The following is a 17925-nucleotide window of genomic DNA, read 5'->3' on the forward strand; positions in this document are numbered from 1 at the left end:
TCGAAAGGCTTCCATGAATCCCAGGACTAAATCTCAGGACATTCGCGACTTGAGCCAAAACGATATTCGCGAGCTCGTGACCGAACTTGGCCAGCCTGCCTTCCGCGCGAAGCAGCTCATCGAATGGGTCTTCGAGAAGAACGTTTGTTCGTTTGACGATATGACCAACCTCCCCAAGGCTTTCCGTGAGCAGCTTAAAGAGGCTTTTGCCTTTGATACGCCGACTGAACTCACCAAGCAGGTTTCCAAAGATGGCTCGCGCAAGTATCTGCTCGAGTACCACGATGGCATTTCCGTCGAGACTGTCGGCATGCCCCGTCGTAACAAGCTTTCCGTCTGCGTTTCCACTCAGGCAGGCTGCGGCATGGGCTGTGCCTTTTGCGCTACCGGTCTCAACGGCCTCAAGCGCTCTCTGACTGCTCAAGAGATCGTCGACCAGGTGCTTCATGTATCCAACGACTTTGGCGAGCGTGCCACAAGCGTTGTCTTCATGGGCCAGGGCGAGCCGTTTGCCAACTACGACGAGGTTCTCAAGGCATTGCGTATCCTCAACGACCCCGATGGCATCGGTATCGGCGCTCGTCACCTCACCGTCTCTACCAGCGGCGTTATTCCCGGTATTCGCAAATTTGCCGATATCCCCGAGCAGTTCACGCTTGCCGTTTCCCTGCATTCCGCCATCCAGTCGACGCGCAATAAGCTCATGCCCGGTGTTAAGAAGTACACGCTGCTTTGCCTTCACGAGGCGCTTCAGCTCTACACCGAGAAGACTGGCCGCCGCCCGACCTATGAGTATGCCATGATCGAAGGCGTCAACGATACGAATCCCGAGATGCAGGCACTCTGCGACTTCTGCGAGGGAACGCTGTGCCACGTTAACCTGATTCAACTTAACGACATCGAGGGCAGCCCGCTCAAGCCGTCGCCGATTCATAAGGTTGAGGATCTTCAGCGTCGTCTTGAGTCCCGTGGCATCGAGACCACGATTCGTAACTCCCGTGGTAACGATATTGACGCCGCTTGCGGACAGCTGAAACAGCGCTTTAAAGTTCAGAAGAACGCATAGGGGAGTCGCACTCCAAAACGTTTCATGTGAAACATCGAACGGCCCCGGTTGCAGGATATGCAACCGGGGCCGTTTCATTTATTGACCTCAATTTTGGAGCAGCTGCTACCTTTCCCATTTTTTACGGACAAAATAAAGGGCCCTTGTCTCATGAATCAGACAAGGACCCCTCAAAATTTACTGAGTAATTATTAGGTACCTAATAGCCCACATTTTCCCATTGGTTGCTAACCCAACCTTGATTAATCTTGGGATTCTTCGTTACCTGAGCAGTACGCATGGCAACATCTTCTGTCATAACATCCATTTTCTTCTTTGAAGTATCGACGATATCTTGCGCGCCACGAAGCAAACGACCTCGAAGTTCATCGTCCGTCGCGATCTTATAGCCAGCGAAGGCACCAGCCGCGACAGTCGTCGCCAATGCAATCGCAGTTAAAATCTTATTCCTCATCTTGGCCTCCTTGATCAAACTGAATCATTTCGCCAAGAATACGAGAGAGCTCTTCCTCGTCTTTAAACTCAATCTCGATCTTATTCTTTCCACGCGAGCTCTTCACACGCACGTTGGTATTAAAAACCTGACGAAGCACGCGGGCAGCCTTTTTAAAAGACTGAGGCGTTGCAGGCCTCGGTGTCTTAGGTGTCTCTCCGGCAGAAAACAACGGAGCAAGATTTTCTGTCGCTCTAACGGAAAGGCCTTCTGCAACAACCTTCTCAGCAAGTCGAATCCTTGCATCTTCATATGGAACTGCAAGAATCGCTCTCGCATGGCCAGCAGTAAGCTTGCCCTCGAAAATCATCTGCTGTACGACTTCGGGAAGATCTAGCAAACGAAGTGAATTTGTAATTGCAGAACGAGACTTACTGACAGCCTTTGATAACGCCTCTTGTGTCATACCGCTAGCATCAATGAGCTGACGATAACCCTTCGCCTCTTCGACGGGATTCAAATCAGAACGCTGAAGATTCTCGATAAGAGCAAGAGCGAGCATCTCCTCATCATTAACTTCCTTAATGATGACAGGCAGTTCCTCAAGACCAGCAAGCTTTGACGCTTGGTAACGACGTTCACCAGCAATGATCTCATAGCCGTTTCCGTGCTTGCGAACCAAAAGCGGCTGCAAAACACCATGCTCTTGGATTGACTCACTCAACTCGCGAAGTTCAGTTTCGTTAAAGTGAATTCGCGGCTGATTAGGGTTGGGAACGATATCCTCAATAGGGAGTTTTGTTTCAGATGCGGCATTTGAAGCAGATGCAGCCGAACCACCGGTCTCATATTCGGCCTCTGAGACCAAAGCATTGAGACCACGTCCTAATCCGCCACGTTTCTTTGCACTAGGCACGCTTGATCACCTCTTTTGCAAGGTTCATATACGCTTTTGCACCCTTATTTTGAGGTGCATAGGTAATTACCGGTTCTCCAAAAGACGGAGCTTCGGAGATTTTAACTGTACGGGGGATCAGCGTCTTAAACGCCTTATCACCAAAGTACGATTGAACCTCCTCAACAACCTGATTCGATAGAGAGGTACGCGAGTCATACATGGTCATAAGCACACCATAGGTGTCTAAGCCCTTGTTCAGACGTGATTTGACCATTTTCATTGACTCAAGCAGCTTTGTAACGCCCTCGAGTGCATAATACTCGCACTGGATCGGAATCAAAACGCTTTCTGCTGCTGTCAAGGCGTTGATAGTAAGCAGGCCGAGCGAAGGGGGACAGTCAATGAAAATAAAATCGAACTCGTCTTGAATCGGCTCAAGCAAATCTTTGAGGCGGGTTTCACGAGCGATTGCGCTTACGAGCTCAATTTCCGCGCCTGCAAGCTGAATTGTAGCCGGAATTACGAATACCTTTTTGCAATTTGTATCAAGAACAAGCGATTCTGCCGGCACATCATTCAACAATGCATCATAGATGCAGTGATCAAGGTCTTCTTTTTCAATTCCGAATCCACTAGTGCTGTTTCCCTGCGGATCAAAATCGACAATCAGTGTCTTACGACCCTGCTCACCCAGTGCTGCTGCAAGGTTTACAGCCGTCGTTGACTTACCAACGCCGCCTTTTTGATTGATGATTGCAATGATACGCGTGTCTTTTGCGCTCTTAGAACGTTTAACGTCGCGAAATCCCACGGTCCCTCCTGGTGTGTATTAAAGCTGTCAAACGGAGGATGTTTCACGTGAAACATTCCGATTCGATATCAACCGCCATGTTTCACGTGAAACACTGCAAGTTGTTAGTATCCATTATGTTTCACGTGAAACATCTAGGCAAGCGGATTCTTCTTTGCCATGCCATTTGCACGAGGCAATGAGACAGATGCTGGATGACTCTTCTTAAGAACAATGAACTCCCTGTGGCCCAAGCCCTCAGGCAAATCGATTGCGTCATTCAGAAGCAAAGTAAAGCCGCAAATCTTAGCTGCTGACATGCCGGAAGCAAGCTCCTCATCCGAAGGATTGCCCTTGGTGATAACAAATAGCCCTCCATCCTTGAGGAACGGAGCCGCATACTCAACAAGAATCGGTAGAGGGGCCAGTGCGCGGGCGGTTACGACAGAGAACTGCTTCTTATGGTTTCGAGCATATTCTTCAAGACGATCATGGACCGCATGAGCATGTTTCAATCCAAGAGCATGGACAAAGGAATTGACAGCATCAACCTTCTTGCCAACAGAGTCAATATAAGTAGCTTTACGATGCGTGGCTATGGTTAACGGAATACCAGGGAAGCCCGCACCTGTACCCATATCGAGCAAAGCTCCCTCAGGAGCCTTATTGATATAGGGGAGTAAAACAAGTGAGTCGAGGATATGAAGTACTGCAGCATCTTCTACGTTGAGAATACGGGTGAGATTGGTTGTCTTATTTGATTCCAGAACCAAATCCAAATGCTGAATACATTTCCTCAGCTCAACATCAGTTGCGCTCAAGGAATACTCTTTGCAATAGGAAGTTAGACGACTCAACATCTTGTCAGCCTGCTGATCAGTAAGTACTAACAACGAAAGCTCCTTTCTGACAAAAATCAGTGTATCGAGAACTTTTGACAAAAAAAGGGGACGTGGAAACCACGTCCCCTTAGCATAAGCTCGAGCAGATTATCGAGCAACAATCACCACATGGCGATCGGGGTCAGAACCCTCAGAATGAGTATCGACGGCATCATTGCCACGAAGTGCAATGTGAACCAGTCGACGCTCATAGGCATTCATGGGCGGAAGCGAAACACTCTTATGAGTGCGGATGGCACGCTCGGCTGCAGACTGAGCCATGGAGGCAACCTTGTCCTGACGGCGGCTCTTGTATCCCTCGACGTCCACTACAACCGGATACCTAAAGCCAAGCTTGCGGCTCACTAGCAAAGAGAACATAACCTGAAGGGCATCAAGGGTGCGACCATGACGGCCAATGAGAACAGCAAGATCAGGAGCGGTAACATCCAAAATCAGCTCGCCCTCGTCGCCCTCGTACTCATCAATAGGAGAGTTGGCGGCATCGAAGTGCGAAAGGATGGAACGCAGGATGGAAATCGCGACATCGGCAATGGTGTCGAGCTCCTCGTCGGTCAGCTCTTCACCAGCCTTGTAGCGCTGTGCAATCTCGGGATAATCGCCCGCGACCTGCGGGGCAACCTCCTCAAGCATATCCTCGATGATCTCTTCAGACATAACGTACTCCAAAAGTTAGGTACCTAAATAAGATTGATATCCCACTACTTCTTCTTGTGCGGGCGCGGCTTCTTCTCGCGACGAGTGACCTCAACCTGCAGCGGCGCGTTCTTAAGGCGCTCCTCCTCATCGGCCTTCGCCTTGTCGATGACCTTCTGCGTCACAAAAATCTGCTGGATAACCTGCCAAGCAGACGAGACGTCGTAGTACAGCAGAACACCAACGGGAAGGCTCCAGCCCATCCAAAGCATCATGACCGTCATGACAACGGCCATCATACGCATGCTCTGAGCCTGCTGGCCGGTCTGGTTGCGCGACATATAGAGCTGCGGAATCAGGGTCAGGACAGCGAACAGGATCAGGCAGACCAGCGCAGGCAGCGCGACCATAAAGCCATCGGCAAAGGAGGCACTCGGCGTGGTGGTCAGGTCGGGCAGAATATTAAAGAACGAGAACGTGCCGTCGTTAAAGTAGTCCGGCAGGTTACGCAGCAGCGTAAATAGGGCGAACAGGACAGGCATCTGAATCAACAGCGGCAGACAACCAGCCATCGGGTTGAACTTGTTCTCGCTGTAGAACTTCTGCATTTCCTCGGCCTGACGCTGGGGATCGTCAGCATAGCGCTCCTGGATCTCGAGCATCTTGGGCTGCAGCACCTGCATGCGTGCCGTCGACTTAGTCGACTTGAGCATAAGCGGCGTCAGCAGCAGACGGATGATGACCACCAGGATGATAATGGACAGGCCCCAGTCGACCGCAAAGGTCTGGATGAGCTTGAGCAGCTCGAAAAGGATGTTAACGATCCAATCCCACATGTAAGTTTTCCTCCGATAGCGAGTGCCCGCTAGGGCACAGGGTCATAACCGCCGACGTGCAGGGGATTGCAGCGAGCGATGCGCCTCACGGCAAGCCAGCAGCCTCTCAAAACACCGTACTTCTCAATCGCCTGGACGGCGTATTGCGAGCACGTTGGGTAATAAATGCAGGCGTCAGGCAATAAGGGCGAAATAACCTGTTGATATATGCGAATAGGAGCGATGGCAACACGTCGCAAAACGTGATTGCTCATCGCTCCTCCCCGGCAACGCCGGCGCGTTTCATAAGCGAACGCAATGCATTGTCCATCTCCTGCGGCGAGGAAACCCTCGTCTTGGGAGTTGCGAACAAGATGATGTCATAACCCGCAACGGGAAATCCACAGCTGCGGGCGGCCTCGCGCATCACACGCTTAGAACGGTTGCGCACGACAGCACAACCGAGCCGTTTAGCACCAACGAAGGCGACCCTTCCGGAGTCGCCTTCGCCAACCGATTCACATATGGTCATTCGAATCAGAGGGTGATTGAAACGACGCCCCTGACTGAACACATGCTCGAAATCTTGCCGAGACTTAATAGTCTTCATGCGAGATGTGTGTATCGCTGCTAGACAGTGAGACGCTTGCGGCCCTTGGCGCGACGACGGGCGAGCACGGCACGACCACCCTTAGTGGCCATACGGGCACGGAAGCCATGGGTCTTGGCACGCTTACGCTTATTAGGCTGATACGTACGCTTCATCTTAAGTTCCTCCTGCTGCATTTCGAGTGTCCGCGGGGGCGCGGACGCAGATATAGACACGTGAGCTTGAAGATTGTAGGGAAATCAATGTTCAAATGTCAAGAAATCAAAGGTAAAAGGTTGCGCAGTTCACACGGTTCCCCCATAAGCCGAGCTCGATTTAGCGGTGCATGGCAACTTTTCACGATATTTCATCGAGTTTTCAACAGTTCATGTTGGCAATGTTGAGAACTTTTCGTCCGTTTTCCAAAGTTTTCAACAGGTTTTGAAAAGTTGTCGAAAGATGAGAAACATTGCACGGTGAGCTACTATTTGTTCGAAACCTTTTGAAAGATTGCGAGCGGCATGTCTGACGACTTTTACACCATGGTCGATTCCGGAGACCCGGCACCCGACAACGAGCACATCACCGGCGTGCGCGAAGAGCGTGAGGAAGGCGAGCAGACGACCACGCAGGCGCCAAAAGCCATGTACGCCGCGCGCATCGCCGTCTATGACGACATGCTGTCGACACCGCGTGTGATCGTCATTGATCCGCAAGATGTCCGCACGTATTTGGAAGAGACGACCAACACCGTCTACCAGTGCATGAAAGAACAAGGTGGCCATATCTCGCTCATGGTCATCCGCGAGATTGTCGAAAACTTTATCCACGCACACTTTGCCGAGCCCATCATCTCGATTCTGGACGGCGGAGACACCATCCGCTTTGCTGATCAAGGACCCGGCATCGACGACAAGGAGCGCGCTTTCGACTTTGGCGTTACCAGCGCAAACAGCAAGATGAAGCGCTATATCCGTGGAACCGGAGCAGGGTTTCCCATGGTGCAGGAGTATTTGGAAAACGCCGGCGGGGCCGTGTCCATCGAGGACAATATGGGCAACGGCACCGTGGTTACAGTAAGCCTGGACCCTAAACGCGTGCAGGAAATCGAACGCGCCGGCGGGCGCGGTGCTGCCGTGCGGCCCGAGACGGAGCAGCCCGCATATCCCCTGCCGGGAGCTTTTGCGCAGCAGCCCATGGCAACGCAACAGATGCAGCCCCGCGTGGGACAGATGCAGCAGCCCGGAATGCTTCCTACACAAGAGCCCCAGGCGGCGTCGATGTCGATGCCGCCAAACGTGCCACAGGCCATGCCGCTGGCGGATCAGGATACAGCAGCAATGCAGCAGGCGACGGGGGCACCGGGTAGCCAGCAAATGGGCTATCAGCCGTACCAACAGGGATATCCATATCAGCAGATGCAGCCACTGGGGTATGGCCAGCAGTTCCCGCAGCAGTACCAGCAGGGATATCAGCAGCCGTACCAGCAGATGCCGCAGCAGCAGTACAACCCCTGGGCCCAGCAGATGCCTCCGCAGCCTTACCAACAGTGGCCTCAAAGTTTTCAACAGCAAATGCCGCCGATGCAGAGTTCTCAACAACCAGCAGCTCAAATGATGTATCCTAATGCAGCAAATCAGTATGCGCAGCCACAACCGGACGTGTTCGTAAGCGATCGCGGCAACGCCGCGCTGGGCTATCTGGCGCAAAATCAAGCGTGCGGTGCTACCGATCTGGCGAGGGCGTTTGGAAACTCGGCCCCCACTTGGTCACGCACGCTCAATGACTTGGCGCAGGCCGGCTTGGTCATCAAGCATGGCCAGAAATACCATCTGACCGAACTCGGCGCCGCTCGCGTGCGAGCTCAGAGCTAAAGAACGGGAGAGATAGTGGACGAGGAAGCAAGCATCATCCTGGGGGATGCCATCGCCTTTTGCCAGCGCGACGGCCAAGATGCACGCCTCATCAACATGCTGGGGCAATCGCGCGCCATAAGCCTGACCGAAGATACGCTCACGATCGAGGCCCCCTCGCGCTTTGCCATCGCGCAGCTCAAAAAGCATCAGCCGACCATTGAGGCCTATCTGGAAGAAATCGCCTTTGCACCGATTGCGCTCGACATCGTGGCACCGCAAGGCGCCGCGACGGAATCCGCCACGGCTCCCGCTGCTTCCCCGGCGGCGCCGGCCTCCGCAGGCGACGTGCCGACAATCGAGCACCAGCACAGCGATGTTTCCCGTGAAACCATGGCACCGTTGCCGACCGCGGCGGCGACGTCAACGAACGCACCCGTCACGCACATGCCCATCGCTCACGACGCAACGACGGGCGCGGATTCGGGCATTGCAATCAAGAACACGCTCTCGGCCGATGATTTTCGTCGCATGATGAACCAGATGAAGGGCGGAGCGCCAACTAAATCCGCGCAAGCTGCGACCCCCGCTTCACCCATGCCAGCACCGACCGTACCGGCCGAGCAGAATACGGATGGAGCCCCACTCGCCGCGAACTCAAAATTTACCTTTGAGAACTTTGTCTACGGCCCCGAGAACAGCCATGCCTATCGCTCGGCACTCAAGTTTGCCGCCCTCGCGGACGAGCGGGGCACGTGCACATCACTGTTCATCTACGGCAAATCGGGCCTGGGCAAGACGCACCTGCTGCTTGCCATCAAAAACGAGCTCGCCGAAAAGTCGCCCGAGATCAAGGTCAAGTATGCCAACTCCCAGGCATATCTGGACGACCTGATGACCGAGTTCGACCGCCAAAAGAAGAGCAACGCCCCCATCATGCAGGCGTACCACGGCGTGGACGTGCTCATCATCGACGACATCCAAAACATCATCGGCAAGCGCGCGAGCGTGGACTACTTTTTCCAGCTCATGGACGAGTTCATCCGCAACAACAAGAAGGTCGTCATCGCGGCAGACCGCGCCCCCAAGGACCTGAGCATGGACGAGCGTCTAACCAGCCGCTTCAACGCCGGCATGCTCTGCCTGGTCGCAGAGCCCAGCTACGAAATGAAATACAAGATCTTGCAGCGCTATTACGAGAGCACCATCGTCGCCGCTCCCGAGGCAGGCGACGACTCGCTGCTGGCGGCCTATGGGGGCGACGGCGGGCACCTAACCGACGAGCACTTTAAACACATGGCCGAGGTCTCGGGCACCAACATCCGCGAACTCGAGAGCTTTTGCGAGCGCTGCGCCGGCGAGGCGGGCGACCGCGAGCGCGAGGGCGGGGAGCTCACCTTTGACGATATCGACGCCATCGCCAGCCAGTACTTTGACACATCGGCCAAAAAGATCAACGTCCAGACGGTTCAGTCCGTCATCGAAGAGCAGTACGGCGTGACGCACGAGGAGCTCATCGGCCCGCGTCGCAACGCCAATATCGCCAAAGCACGCCATATCGCTATCTACCTGGCCATCGAGATGTGCGAGATGACGACCACGGCGGTGGGCGCCGAATTTGGCAACCGCAACCACTCGACCGTCAGCACGAGTTACAAAAAGGTCCAGAAGATGATCCAGGAAGACCGCACCGTCACCGAAGACCTCAAGTCGCTGCGCGATAAAATTACACTGCGCTCGTAGGGAAATAGAGACACCTGTTGAAAACTTGTCGAAACCACGGGCATAAGGTGTCTAAAACCCAACCCGCGGTGATGAAAAGTTTTGCGCAGGTTTTGAACGTGGAAAACCACCCCTGTTGCACACAGGTTGCTGTCGATTCTCTTTCTTGGTCTGACCTGCGTCTTTGGGAGTAATCAACAGTTTCGTCAGTGCTATTACTATTATTAAGATATTTATATCTATAGAAAGGTATTAAAAGATGAAGTTCACCGTCAGCCAGAGCTCGCTTACACAAGCCATCGGCGTCGTTATGAAGGGTGTCGCTTCGGCATCCACCCTTCCCATCCTGTCGGGCGTGCTCGTTAAGGCCCAAGACGGCATCTTGGAATTCCAGACCTCTAACTACACTATCTCGATCCGTCATCGCATCGCGGCGCATGTCGAAGAAGAGGGCGAGATGGTTATCCCCTGTAAGATGCTCTCCAATATCACCAAGACCCTCCCCGATGCCCCGGTTACCTTTGAGCTGTCCGAGCGCCAGGTGCTGATTGGTTGCGAGAAGAGCTCTTTCCGCCTGAACACGCTCGATGCCAATGACTTCCCCGAGTTTCCGGCCTATGCCATCGAGAGTGCCGTGGAGCTGCCGACCGATGTCTTGTCCGAAATGGTCGGCCGCGTGTGGCGCGTCACCTCGACCGACAAGGCTCGCCCCATCCTGGGCGGCGTGCACATGAAGGTCGAGAACAACACCGTACGCCTGGTAGCGACCGATTCCTTCCGCTTGGCCGTGTGCGATACGCAGGTCGAGACCTCGACCCTCGAGGGCTCCTTTGAGCTCAACGTTCCGGCTGACGCCTTTAACGATGCGCTGAACATCATGGCCAGCCAAGCGACCATCATGATCGGGGCTACCGACACCCAGGTCGTCTTCGAGGCCGGCAACACCACCTACGTGTCGCGTCGCATCGAGGGCGTGTACCCCAACTACAAGCAGCTCATCCCCGATTCGTGCGTGACGAGCGTCAAGATCGACGTCGCCGCCTTTAACGCCGCCCTCAAGCGCGTGGCCGTTATCGCGAGCGCCAACCCCGCCGTCAAGTTCGAGATCGATGTCGAGAACGGGCAGATGGGCCTGTCCTCCATTTCCAATGACCAGGACCTTGCGCAGGAGACGATCGATGTCGCGGCCGAGGGCGAGTCGGGTACCATCGCCTTCAACTACCACTACATCTTCGGCTGCCTCAATGCCCTGTCCAAGGAGAAGGAGATCACGCTGGAGCTCAAGAGCTACTCGCAGGCGGGCATCTTTAAGTCCTACGACAAGATCAACTACCTGTACCTGGTCATGCCGGTCCGCATCTAGCGCTGCGCCATGACCATGTTCGCCCGCGATCTTTCCGTCGCGCACTACCGCAGCTTCGATAGCTATCGCCTTGCCCTGGACGAGGGCGTGACGATACTTGCGGGACCCAACGCGGCGGGAAAGACCAATCTCATAGAGGCGCTGCAGCTGCTGACGAGCGGCGCCTCGTTTAGGCATCCGACCGCAGCCGAGCTCGTCCATGACGGCGTGGGCTCGTGCAAGATCGAGCTGAGGCTCGAGGGCGACGGCCGCGTGCTTGATATGGGATTGAGCGCGGAGGACGGTAAGCGCTCGTTTAGCCGCAACGGCAAGAGATGCTCTGCCGCCGGTGTGCGCGGGGTTCTTCCGAGCGTGCTGTTTTGCCCCGACCATCTGGACATGGTTAAGCGTGGCGCCAGTGTGCGCCGCGCCGCCCTTGATGACTTTGGCATGCAACTGAGCGCACGCTATGCCGATCTTGCGAGCACCTATGGGCGCTGCGTGACCCAGCGTAACGCCTTGCTCAAGGAGACCTGGTGCTGCCGCGAGATGCTCGGCGCGTGGAACGATTCGATTGCCCGCGCGGGCTCGGCCCTGCTCGTGCACCGGTTGGCTCTGCTCGACCGGCTGGCGGGCCATGTGCACACTGCCTACGGGCAAGTAGCGTCAGGTGAGGCCGCCAACGTGACCTATGCGTCCACGCTGGGGGCTTTGCCCCAGGTCGAGGATCGCGAAGAGCTGAAGGGTTGGGCGTACGAGCGCATGCTGGCCGCCCTTGACGAGCATGCCGACGAGGAAATTCGCCGCGGCGTGACGTTGGTGGGACCGCATCGCGACGAGATTGAGTTTACCGTGGCGGGTCGCTCCGCCCGTTCATTTGCCAGCCAAGGACAGCAGCGCACGCTGGTGCTGTCCTGGAAGGTGGCCGAGGTTGCCGTGGCTCGCGATGTCCTGGGCACCGCCCCACTGCTGCTTTTGGACGACGTGATGAGCGAGCTCGACGGCGAGCGTCGCGGCGCTTTCCTGCGGCTGATCGGCGATGATATCCAGACGGTCATAACTACGACCAACCTGGGGTACTTTACCGATGACCTGCTTGATCGAGCCAAGGTGGTGAGCATGGGTGAGACGTGCTAATTACGAGCGCGAGAGCGAGACAGTCGCCTTCAGCGGGTTTTTGAACGCAGAGCGCCAGCGCATCCTGGCGGCTGCAACGCCTAAGCGCCGTGCGCAGATGGAGGCCGCCGAGGAGTCGCGCACGGTCTATCGCGCATGGAACGCGGTGTGCTCGGGCACGCGCGAGGGGCGGCATGTGACGGGACTGCGCTACCTGCCCGAGTCCAATGAGCTGCTGGTGTATCTCGACTCGCCCTCGTGGACGCAGGAAATGACGTTGTTGCGCGAGATCATCCGCGTGCGCATGGAGCGCGCCGGTGCGCATGTGGACGGCCTGGTGTTCAAAACCACCGCGCCCGGTCACACGCCGCCCGCCGCCAAGGAGCGCCTGCGCCCGGCGACGACCGAGCGCCCGCCGGCCCCGCACGCCGAACTAAGTGAGGCCGAGTGCACCGAGATCGAGCGCCAGGTGGCGCCCATCGAAGACCAAAAACTGCGCGAGGCCCTCGAGAATGCCATGAGAGCCAGTGCCGAGTGGGCCAAGGGCGTGCAAAGCAAAAAAGAGCCTTAAATCGCATCTGGTGGCCTTGTAGAGCCAAATACCCTCGGTCCCGAGGGTATTTTTTTACGATAAACTAGTAAGGCTGTACACATTTTCTTGACTGAAGGAGGACGTGTGGCAAACGAAAACGATTACGATGGCGGCGAGATTAAGATTCTCGAAGGTCTCGAGGCCGTTCGTAAGCGCCCGGGCATGTATATCGGCTCGACGAGCGCCAGCGGTCTGCATCACCTGGTGTGGGAGATCGTTGACAACTCCGTCGACGAGGCCATGGCCGGTTTCTGCACCGAGATCCAGGTGACGGTCCACGCCGACAACTCCATCACGGTCGTCGACAACGGGCGCGGCATCCCCGTCGACGAGCACCCTGTTAAAAAGATCCCGACGCTCGAGGTCGTCATGACGATCCTGCACGCCGGCGGTAAGTTCGATAACTCGGCCTATAAGGTCTCGGGCGGCCTGCACGGCGTGGGCATCTCCGTCGTCAACGCACTGTCCAAGCGCGTGGTCGTTCAGGTTCGTCGCGATGGCAACACCTACGAGATGGAGTTCTCGCGCGGCAAGACCGTCAAGAAGATGGAGGTCGTAGGCACCTCGGATTCGACGGGCACCACCGTCACCTTCTGGCCCGACGACGAGATCTTCGAGACCTGCATCTACGATTTCGATACGCTGCACAACCGTCTGCAGGAGACGGCGTTCCTCAATAAGAACCTCAAAATCGTGCTGACCGACGAGCGCGAGGCGACTCCCCACGTGGAGGAGTTTTGCTACGAGGGTGGCATCATCGACTTCGTCAAGTTCCTCAACGAGGGCAAGGACGTCCCCGAGGCCTTTAAGGAGCCCATCTACATCGAGGGCAAGTCGGACCCGGACGCGCCTGTGGCCAAGATGGGCGAGGTCGAGGTTTCCCTGCAGTGGAATAGCGGCTACGGCGAGAACGTCATGTCGTTTGCCAACGACATCTACACTCCCGAGGGCGGCATGCACCTTGAGGGCTTCCGCACCGCGCTCACCCGTGTGATCAACGATTACGCGCGCAAGCAGAACCTGCTCAAGGAAAAAGACGCCAACCTGACCGGCGACGATGTGCGCGAGGGCCTTTCGGCCGTTATCTCGGTCAAGCTGCCCGATCCGCAGTTTGAGGGCCAGACCAAGGCCAAGCTCGGCAGCTCCTATATGCGCGCGCTCACGCTCAAGATCGTGACCGACGGCCTTACCGATTACCTCGAGGAGCATCCCAAGCCCGCTCGTGAGATCGTCAAGAAGGCGCAACAGGCCTGCAAAGCGCGCAACGCCGCCCGCAAGGCGCGCGAGGCGACCCGCCGCAAGAGCCTGCTCGAGACGGCGTCCCTGCCCGGTAAGCTCGCCGACTGCTCGGTGCGCGATGCCGAGCTGACCGAGCTCTTCATCGTAGAGGGCGACTCGGCAGGCGGCTCGGCCAAGGACGGCCGCCGCCGAGACATCCAGGCGATTCTGCCCCTGCGCGGCAAGATTCTGAACGTCGAGCGCGTGGGCGACCACCGCGCGTTTTCGAGTGACACCATCCAGTCGCTCATTACCGCGATAGGCTGCGGCGTCACGACGAGCGCCGGTGACGGCGGCGACTTTGATATCACCAAGGCCCGCTACCACAAGATCATCATCATGACCGATGCAGATGTCGACGGCGCGCATATCCGTATCCTGCTGCTGACGTTCTTCTACAAGTACATGCGCCCGCTGATTGACGCCGGCTACGTGTACGTCGCGTGCCCGCCCATCTTTGGTATCAAAGTGCGCAACAAGATCCACTACGTGTATCCCAATGGTCGCCAGCCCGAAGACGAGATCTTGCGCGATACCATCCAGAGCCTGGGGCTGAATCCCGATGACAACGACGAGGACGGCAAGGCCAAGGACGGCAAGATCACCAAGAAGCGCAAGGGTTACACCGTTCAGCGCTACAAGGGCCTGGGCGAGATGGACCCCAAACAGCTTGCCTCGACGACGATGGACCCCAAGACCCGCATTCTGCAGCGCGTGTCGATCGAGGACGCCGTGGTGGCGGACCGCGCCGTGCGCGAGCTCATGGGTTCCGAGGTCGGCTATCGCCGCGAGTACATCGAGAAGCACGCGCACGACGCGCGCTTCTTAGACGCCTAACCTGTTCGGCTTTCCCAGCCACCGCACCTTCGCCCTCAATCGTCGGTCGCGTACCCAAGTACGCTTCCCTCCTCTTTCGAGCGAATCTGCGGCACCTGGAAAAGCCGTCTCCGTGGCAGGGAACTAATGGACCACGCAAACCATGAGGAGGTAACGTGGCAGACGATATCAACAACAACGAGGGCATGGACGAGGCCGGGGACGCTGGTATGCCCGATGATCTGAAACGCCTGCTTGCCCGTGCTGAGCAGGGCGAGGACGGCGATCCTGACGCCTATAACCCCGATGCCGATGATGAGGAAGAAGAAGACGACGCCGAGCTCGAGGAGAGCTTTGGCGAAGTCGACCGTGGCGCCTCGGCCGGCGAGGATATCAACGGCGGCCAGCTCCAGATTTCGGAGTTCGGTCGCGAGATGAAGCAGTCGTTTATCGAGTATTCGATGTCGGTTATCACGGCGCGTGCCCTGCCGGACGTGCGCGACGGCTTAAAGCCGGTACACCGCCGTATCCTGTATGCGATGAACGAGAGCGGCATCTACCCCAACCGCCCACATAAGAAGTCGGCCTGGACGGTCGGCGAAGTTATCGGTAAGTACCACCCGCATGGCGACTTCGCGGTCTATGAGGCCATGGTCCGCCTGGCGCAGTGGTTCTCCATGCGCACGCCGCTCATCGACGGCCACGGCAACTTCGGCAACATCGACGGCGACGGCGCGGCGGCCATGCGTTACACCGAGAGCCGCCTGGCAAAGCCCGCCATGGAGCTGCTGCGTGACCTGCAGAAGGATACCGTCGACTGGCAGCCCAACTACGACGAATCGCTCGCCGAGCCCGTGGCACTGCCTGCGCGCTTCCCCAACCTGCTGGTCAACGGCAGCCAGGGCATCGCCGTCGGCATGGCCACCAATATCGCCCCGCACAACCTCACCGAGGCGATCGAGGCAACCTGCTACCTGATCGATAATCCCGACGCCACTGTCGACGAGCTCATGCAGATCATGCCCGGTCCGGACTTCCCCACCGGCGCCATCATCATGGGCAGTGCCGGTATTAAGCAGAGCTACGAGACCGGCCGCGGCTCCATTACCGTGCGCGCCAAGGCTCACGTGGAGTCCACCAAGACCGGCCGCAGCCGCCTGGTCTTTACCGAGATTCCCTACATGGTCAACAAGGGCACCCTGCAGGAGAAAATCGCCCAGCTCGTCAACGACAAGCGCATCGAGGGCATCTCGGATATGCGCGATGAGTCCAACCAGAAGGGCATTCGTCTGGTCATCGAGCTCAAGAAGGGCGTCATTCCGCAGGTCGTGCTCAACAACCTGTATAAGTACACCTCGCTGCAGACGACCTTCGGCGCCAACAACCTGGCGCTCGTCAACGGCGTTCCCAAATGCCTGAGCCTGCGCGAGATGCTGCAACACTACATCGACCACCAGGTCGACGTCGTCACTCGCCGCACCCGCTTCGACCTTAAGAAGGCTCAGGCCCGCGCGCATATCCTCGAGGGTTACCTGATGGCCCTTGACCATATCGACGAGGTCATCAGCATCATCCGTTCCTCGCAGACCGATTCCGAGGCCAGCAGCCGCCTGATCGAGCGCTTTGGCTTTACACCCGAGCAGACCACGGCCATCCTCGAGATGAAGCTGCGCCGCCTGACCGGCCTGGAGCGCGACAAGATCCAGGAAGAGCTGGACGGCCTGCGCCGCGCCATCGCCTACTACGAGGACCTGCTGGCGCACGAGGAGAAGATCCTGGGCGTCATTAAGGAAGAGATGCGCGAGATCTCCAAGAAGTTTGGCGATAAGCGCCGCACCGAGATCAGCCAGGTCGAGAAGGACCTGGACGTCGAGGACCTCATTGCCGACGAGGACATGGTCGTGACCATCACCCACACCGGCTATGTCAAGCGCATCCCGGTGGCCGCCTACCGCGCCCAGAAACGCGGCGGCAAGGGCGTGTCGGGCGTCAACCTCAAAGAGGACGATGTCATCGACGAGATGTTCATCGCGTCCACGCACGAGTACGTGCTGTTCTTCTCGAGCAAGGGCAAGGTCTATCGCCTGAAGGTGCACGAGCTGCCGGTGGGTACGCGCCAGGCGCGCGGTACCGCGATCGTCAACCTGCTGCCCTTCGAGGAGGGCGAGAAGATCGCGAGCGTCATCAGCTGCCGCGAGTTCCCTGCTGACGAGTACCTGATGTTTGCCACCAAGAGCGGCATGGTCAAGAAGACCGTGATGAGCGCATATGACCGCAGCCGTCGCGACGGCCTGATCGCTATCAACCTGCGTGACGGCGACGCGCTGCTGAACGTGCGCCGCGTGCGCGAGGGCGACAAGATTATCCTGGCCACCACCGCGGGCAAGGCGATCATGTTCTCCGAGGAGCAGGTGCGCGCCACCGGCCGCGATACCAGCGGCGTTCGCGGTATCGGTATGAAGGACGGCGTGAGCGTTCTGGGCATGGAAGTCACTAACGGCAACGGCGATCTGTTCGTCATCACCGAGCGCGGCTACGGCAAGCGCACGCCGGTTGCGGACTACCCGGAGCAGAATCGCGGCGGCCAGGGTGTCTACACCATCCAAATGACCGAGCGTAAGGGTAACCTCGCGGCCATGAAGACGGTGGGCCCGCAGCACGAGCTGTTCATCGTGACAGAGGGCGCGACGGTCATTCGTGTCAAGACCGACGAGATCAGCCAGACCGGCCGCGCCACCCAGGGCGTCAAGATGATGGCCGTCGACGACAACGACCGCATCTGCGCCGTAGCCCGCATGACGGCCGCCAAGGAGAAGCCCGAAGACGAAGGCGCCGAGGCCGCAACCGACGCCGAAGAGGCCCCAGTCGACCTAGGCGACGGCAACGACATACCAGAGGATCTCCTGGACGAGTAAGAGGCCCTAGCTGGTAGAAAATATCAGGCCCCATATATCGGCGGTCGGCGCACTGCGCGCCGACCGCTTTTTGAAAATCTTTGAACCCCACGTCGGCCCCGGCTGCCCGGCGGCATGCGAAGTCGATCGCGAGTTCCGCACGAGCCGGAGAGCACTTAATGT

At 57.3% G+C, this 17925-nt stretch carries 17 protein-coding genes; 8 read left to right on the forward strand and 9 right to left on the reverse strand.

The window, feature by feature from the left end; all coding sequences use genetic code 11:
* The first annotated feature begins 13 nt into the window (after nt 1–13).
* Complete coding sequence (rlmN, locus tag DW003_RS09195; RefSeq protein WP_118388774.1) at nt 14–1066, forward strand: 23S rRNA (adenine(2503)-C(2))-methyltransferase RlmN; 1053 nt, start codon at nt 14–16, stop codon at nt 1064–1066.
* A 199-nt stretch (nt 1067–1265) separates the two neighbouring features.
* Here rlmN and DW003_RS09200 read toward each other — a convergent pair whose 3' ends face one another.
* From DW003_RS09200 to rpmH, 9 genes are all read right to left on the reverse strand, one after another.
* The gene (locus tag DW003_RS09200; RefSeq protein WP_022093798.1) at nt 1266–1520 is read right to left on the reverse strand and encodes a hypothetical protein; all 255 of its coding nucleotides are present in this window, start codon (nt 1518–1520) and stop codon (nt 1266–1268) included.
* Nucleotides 1510–2415, reverse strand: a complete 906-nt coding sequence (locus DW003_RS09205; protein ID WP_187361924.1) for a ParB/RepB/Spo0J family partition protein — start codon at nt 2413–2415, stop codon at nt 1510–1512. The genes DW003_RS09200 and DW003_RS09205 overlap by 11 nt, the downstream gene beginning before the upstream one ends.
* Nucleotides 2408–3208: a ParA family protein gene (locus DW003_RS09210; RefSeq protein WP_118388776.1), complete on the reverse strand. Its 801-nt coding sequence runs from the start codon at nt 3206–3208 to the stop codon at nt 2408–2410. The genes DW003_RS09205 and DW003_RS09210 overlap by 8 nt, the downstream gene beginning before the upstream one ends.
* A gap of 134 nt (nt 3209–3342) precedes the next feature.
* Entirely contained in the window at nt 3343–4008 is a 666-nt protein-coding gene (gene rsmG / locus DW003_RS09215; protein WP_233545564.1) for a 16S rRNA (guanine(527)-N(7))-methyltransferase RsmG, read from the reverse strand.
* Between the two features lie 168 nt (nt 4009–4176).
* Nucleotides 4177–4746 (reverse strand): R3H domain-containing nucleic acid-binding protein, encoded by a 570-nt coding sequence (locus tag DW003_RS09220; RefSeq protein ID WP_022093802.1) that lies wholly within the window; start codon nt 4744–4746, stop codon nt 4177–4179.
* A gap of 44 nt (nt 4747–4790) precedes the next feature.
* Nucleotides 4791–5561, reverse strand: coding sequence for a YidC/Oxa1 family membrane protein insertase (locus DW003_RS09225; RefSeq protein WP_055251326.1), 771 nt, complete (start codon nt 5559–5561; stop codon nt 4791–4793).
* Between the two features lie 29 nt (nt 5562–5590).
* Nucleotides 5591–5815, reverse strand: a complete 225-nt coding sequence (gene yidD, locus DW003_RS09230; protein ID WP_022093804.1) for a membrane protein insertion efficiency factor YidD — start codon at nt 5813–5815, stop codon at nt 5591–5593.
* Entirely contained in the window at nt 5812–6150 is a 339-nt protein-coding gene (gene rnpA / locus DW003_RS09235; protein WP_082435526.1) for a ribonuclease P protein component, read from the reverse strand. The genes yidD and rnpA overlap by 4 nt, the downstream gene beginning before the upstream one ends.
* A gap of 20 nt (nt 6151–6170) precedes the next feature.
* Entirely contained in the window at nt 6171–6305 is a 135-nt protein-coding gene (gene rpmH, locus DW003_RS09240) for a 50S ribosomal protein L34 (RefSeq protein ID WP_019127408.1), read from the reverse strand.
* A 345-nt stretch (nt 6306–6650) separates the two neighbouring features.
* On the opposite strand from rpmH, the gene DW003_RS09245 reads away from it, so the two are divergent.
* From DW003_RS09245 to gyrA, 7 genes are all read left to right on the forward strand, one after another.
* Nucleotides 6651–8003 carry an ATP-binding protein gene (locus DW003_RS09245; protein ID WP_118256742.1) on the forward strand — a complete coding sequence of 451 codons (1353 nt, stop codon included), beginning with the start codon at nt 6651–6653 and terminating at the stop codon, nt 8001–8003.
* 15 nt (nt 8004–8018) lie between these two features.
* Nucleotides 8019–9725: a DnaA ATPase domain-containing protein gene (locus DW003_RS09250; RefSeq protein WP_118388780.1), complete on the forward strand. Its 1707-nt coding sequence runs from the start codon at nt 8019–8021 to the stop codon at nt 9723–9725.
* 238 nt (nt 9726–9963) lie between these two features.
* On the forward strand, nt 9964–11067 hold the full coding sequence (dnaN, locus tag DW003_RS09255; protein ID WP_118388782.1) for a DNA polymerase III subunit beta: 1104 nt from the start codon (nt 9964–9966) through the stop codon (nt 11065–11067).
* A gap of 9 nt (nt 11068–11076) precedes the next feature.
* On the forward strand, nt 11077–12183 hold the full coding sequence (locus DW003_RS09260; RefSeq protein WP_118388784.1) for a DNA replication/repair protein RecF: 1107 nt from the start codon (nt 11077–11079) through the stop codon (nt 12181–12183).
* Nucleotides 12170–12733, forward strand: coding sequence for a DciA family protein (locus DW003_RS09265; RefSeq protein ID WP_118388786.1), 564 nt, complete (start codon nt 12170–12172; stop codon nt 12731–12733). The genes DW003_RS09260 and DW003_RS09265 overlap by 14 nt, the downstream gene beginning before the upstream one ends.
* A 105-nt stretch (nt 12734–12838) precedes the next feature.
* On the forward strand, nt 12839–14869 hold the full coding sequence (gene gyrB / locus DW003_RS09270) for a DNA topoisomerase (ATP-hydrolyzing) subunit B (RefSeq protein ID WP_118388788.1): 2031 nt from the start codon (nt 12839–12841) through the stop codon (nt 14867–14869).
* A 185-nt stretch (nt 14870–15054) separates the two neighbouring features.
* On the forward strand, nt 15055–17763 hold the full coding sequence (gene gyrA / locus DW003_RS09275; protein ID WP_118388790.1) for a DNA gyrase subunit A: 2709 nt from the start codon (nt 15055–15057) through the stop codon (nt 17761–17763).
* Nucleotides 17764–17925 lie beyond the last annotated feature (162 nt).

Source organism: Collinsella sp. AF36-3AT (genome assembly GCF_003475205.1).
In the GTDB taxonomy this organism is placed as follows: Bacteria; Actinomycetota; Coriobacteriia; order Coriobacteriales; family Coriobacteriaceae; genus Collinsella; species Collinsella aerofaciens_AF.

Excerpts from the sequence above, each read along its gene's own strand:
- DW003_RS09220 (WP_022093802.1), bottom strand. The coding sequence starts at position 4,746 with ATGTCTGAAGAGATCATCGAGGATATGCTTGAGGAGGTTGCCCCGCAG.
- DW003_RS09245 (WP_118256742.1), top strand. The coding sequence starts at position 6,651 with ATGTCTGACGACTTTTACACCATGGTCGATTCCGGAGACCCGGCACCC.
- DW003_RS09225 (WP_055251326.1), bottom strand. The coding sequence starts at position 5,561 with ATGTGGGATTGGATCGTTAACATCCTTTTCGAGCTGCTCAAGCTCATC.
- DW003_RS09200 (WP_022093798.1), bottom strand. The coding sequence starts at position 1,520 with ATGAGGAATAAGATTTTAACTGCGATTGCATTGGCGACGACTGTCGCG.
- rlmN (WP_118388774.1), top strand. The coding sequence starts at position 14 with ATGAATCCCAGGACTAAATCTCAGGACATTCGCGACTTGAGCCAAAAC.
- rpmH (WP_019127408.1), bottom strand. The coding sequence starts at position 6,305 with ATGAAGCGTACGTATCAGCCTAATAAGCGTAAGCGTGCCAAGACCCAT.
- rnpA (WP_082435526.1), bottom strand. The coding sequence starts at position 6,150 with ATGAAGACTATTAAGTCTCGGCAAGATTTCGAGCATGTGTTCAGTCAG.
- DW003_RS09260 (WP_118388784.1), top strand. The coding sequence starts at position 11,077 with ATGACCATGTTCGCCCGCGATCTTTCCGTCGCGCACTACCGCAGCTTC.
- dnaN (WP_118388782.1), top strand. The coding sequence starts at position 9,964 with ATGAAGTTCACCGTCAGCCAGAGCTCGCTTACACAAGCCATCGGCGTC.
- yidD (WP_022093804.1), bottom strand. The coding sequence starts at position 5,815 with ATGAGCAATCACGTTTTGCGACGTGTTGCCATCGCTCCTATTCGCATA.
- gyrA (WP_118388790.1), top strand. The coding sequence starts at position 15,055 with ATGGACGAGGCCGGGGACGCTGGTATGCCCGATGATCTGAAACGCCTG.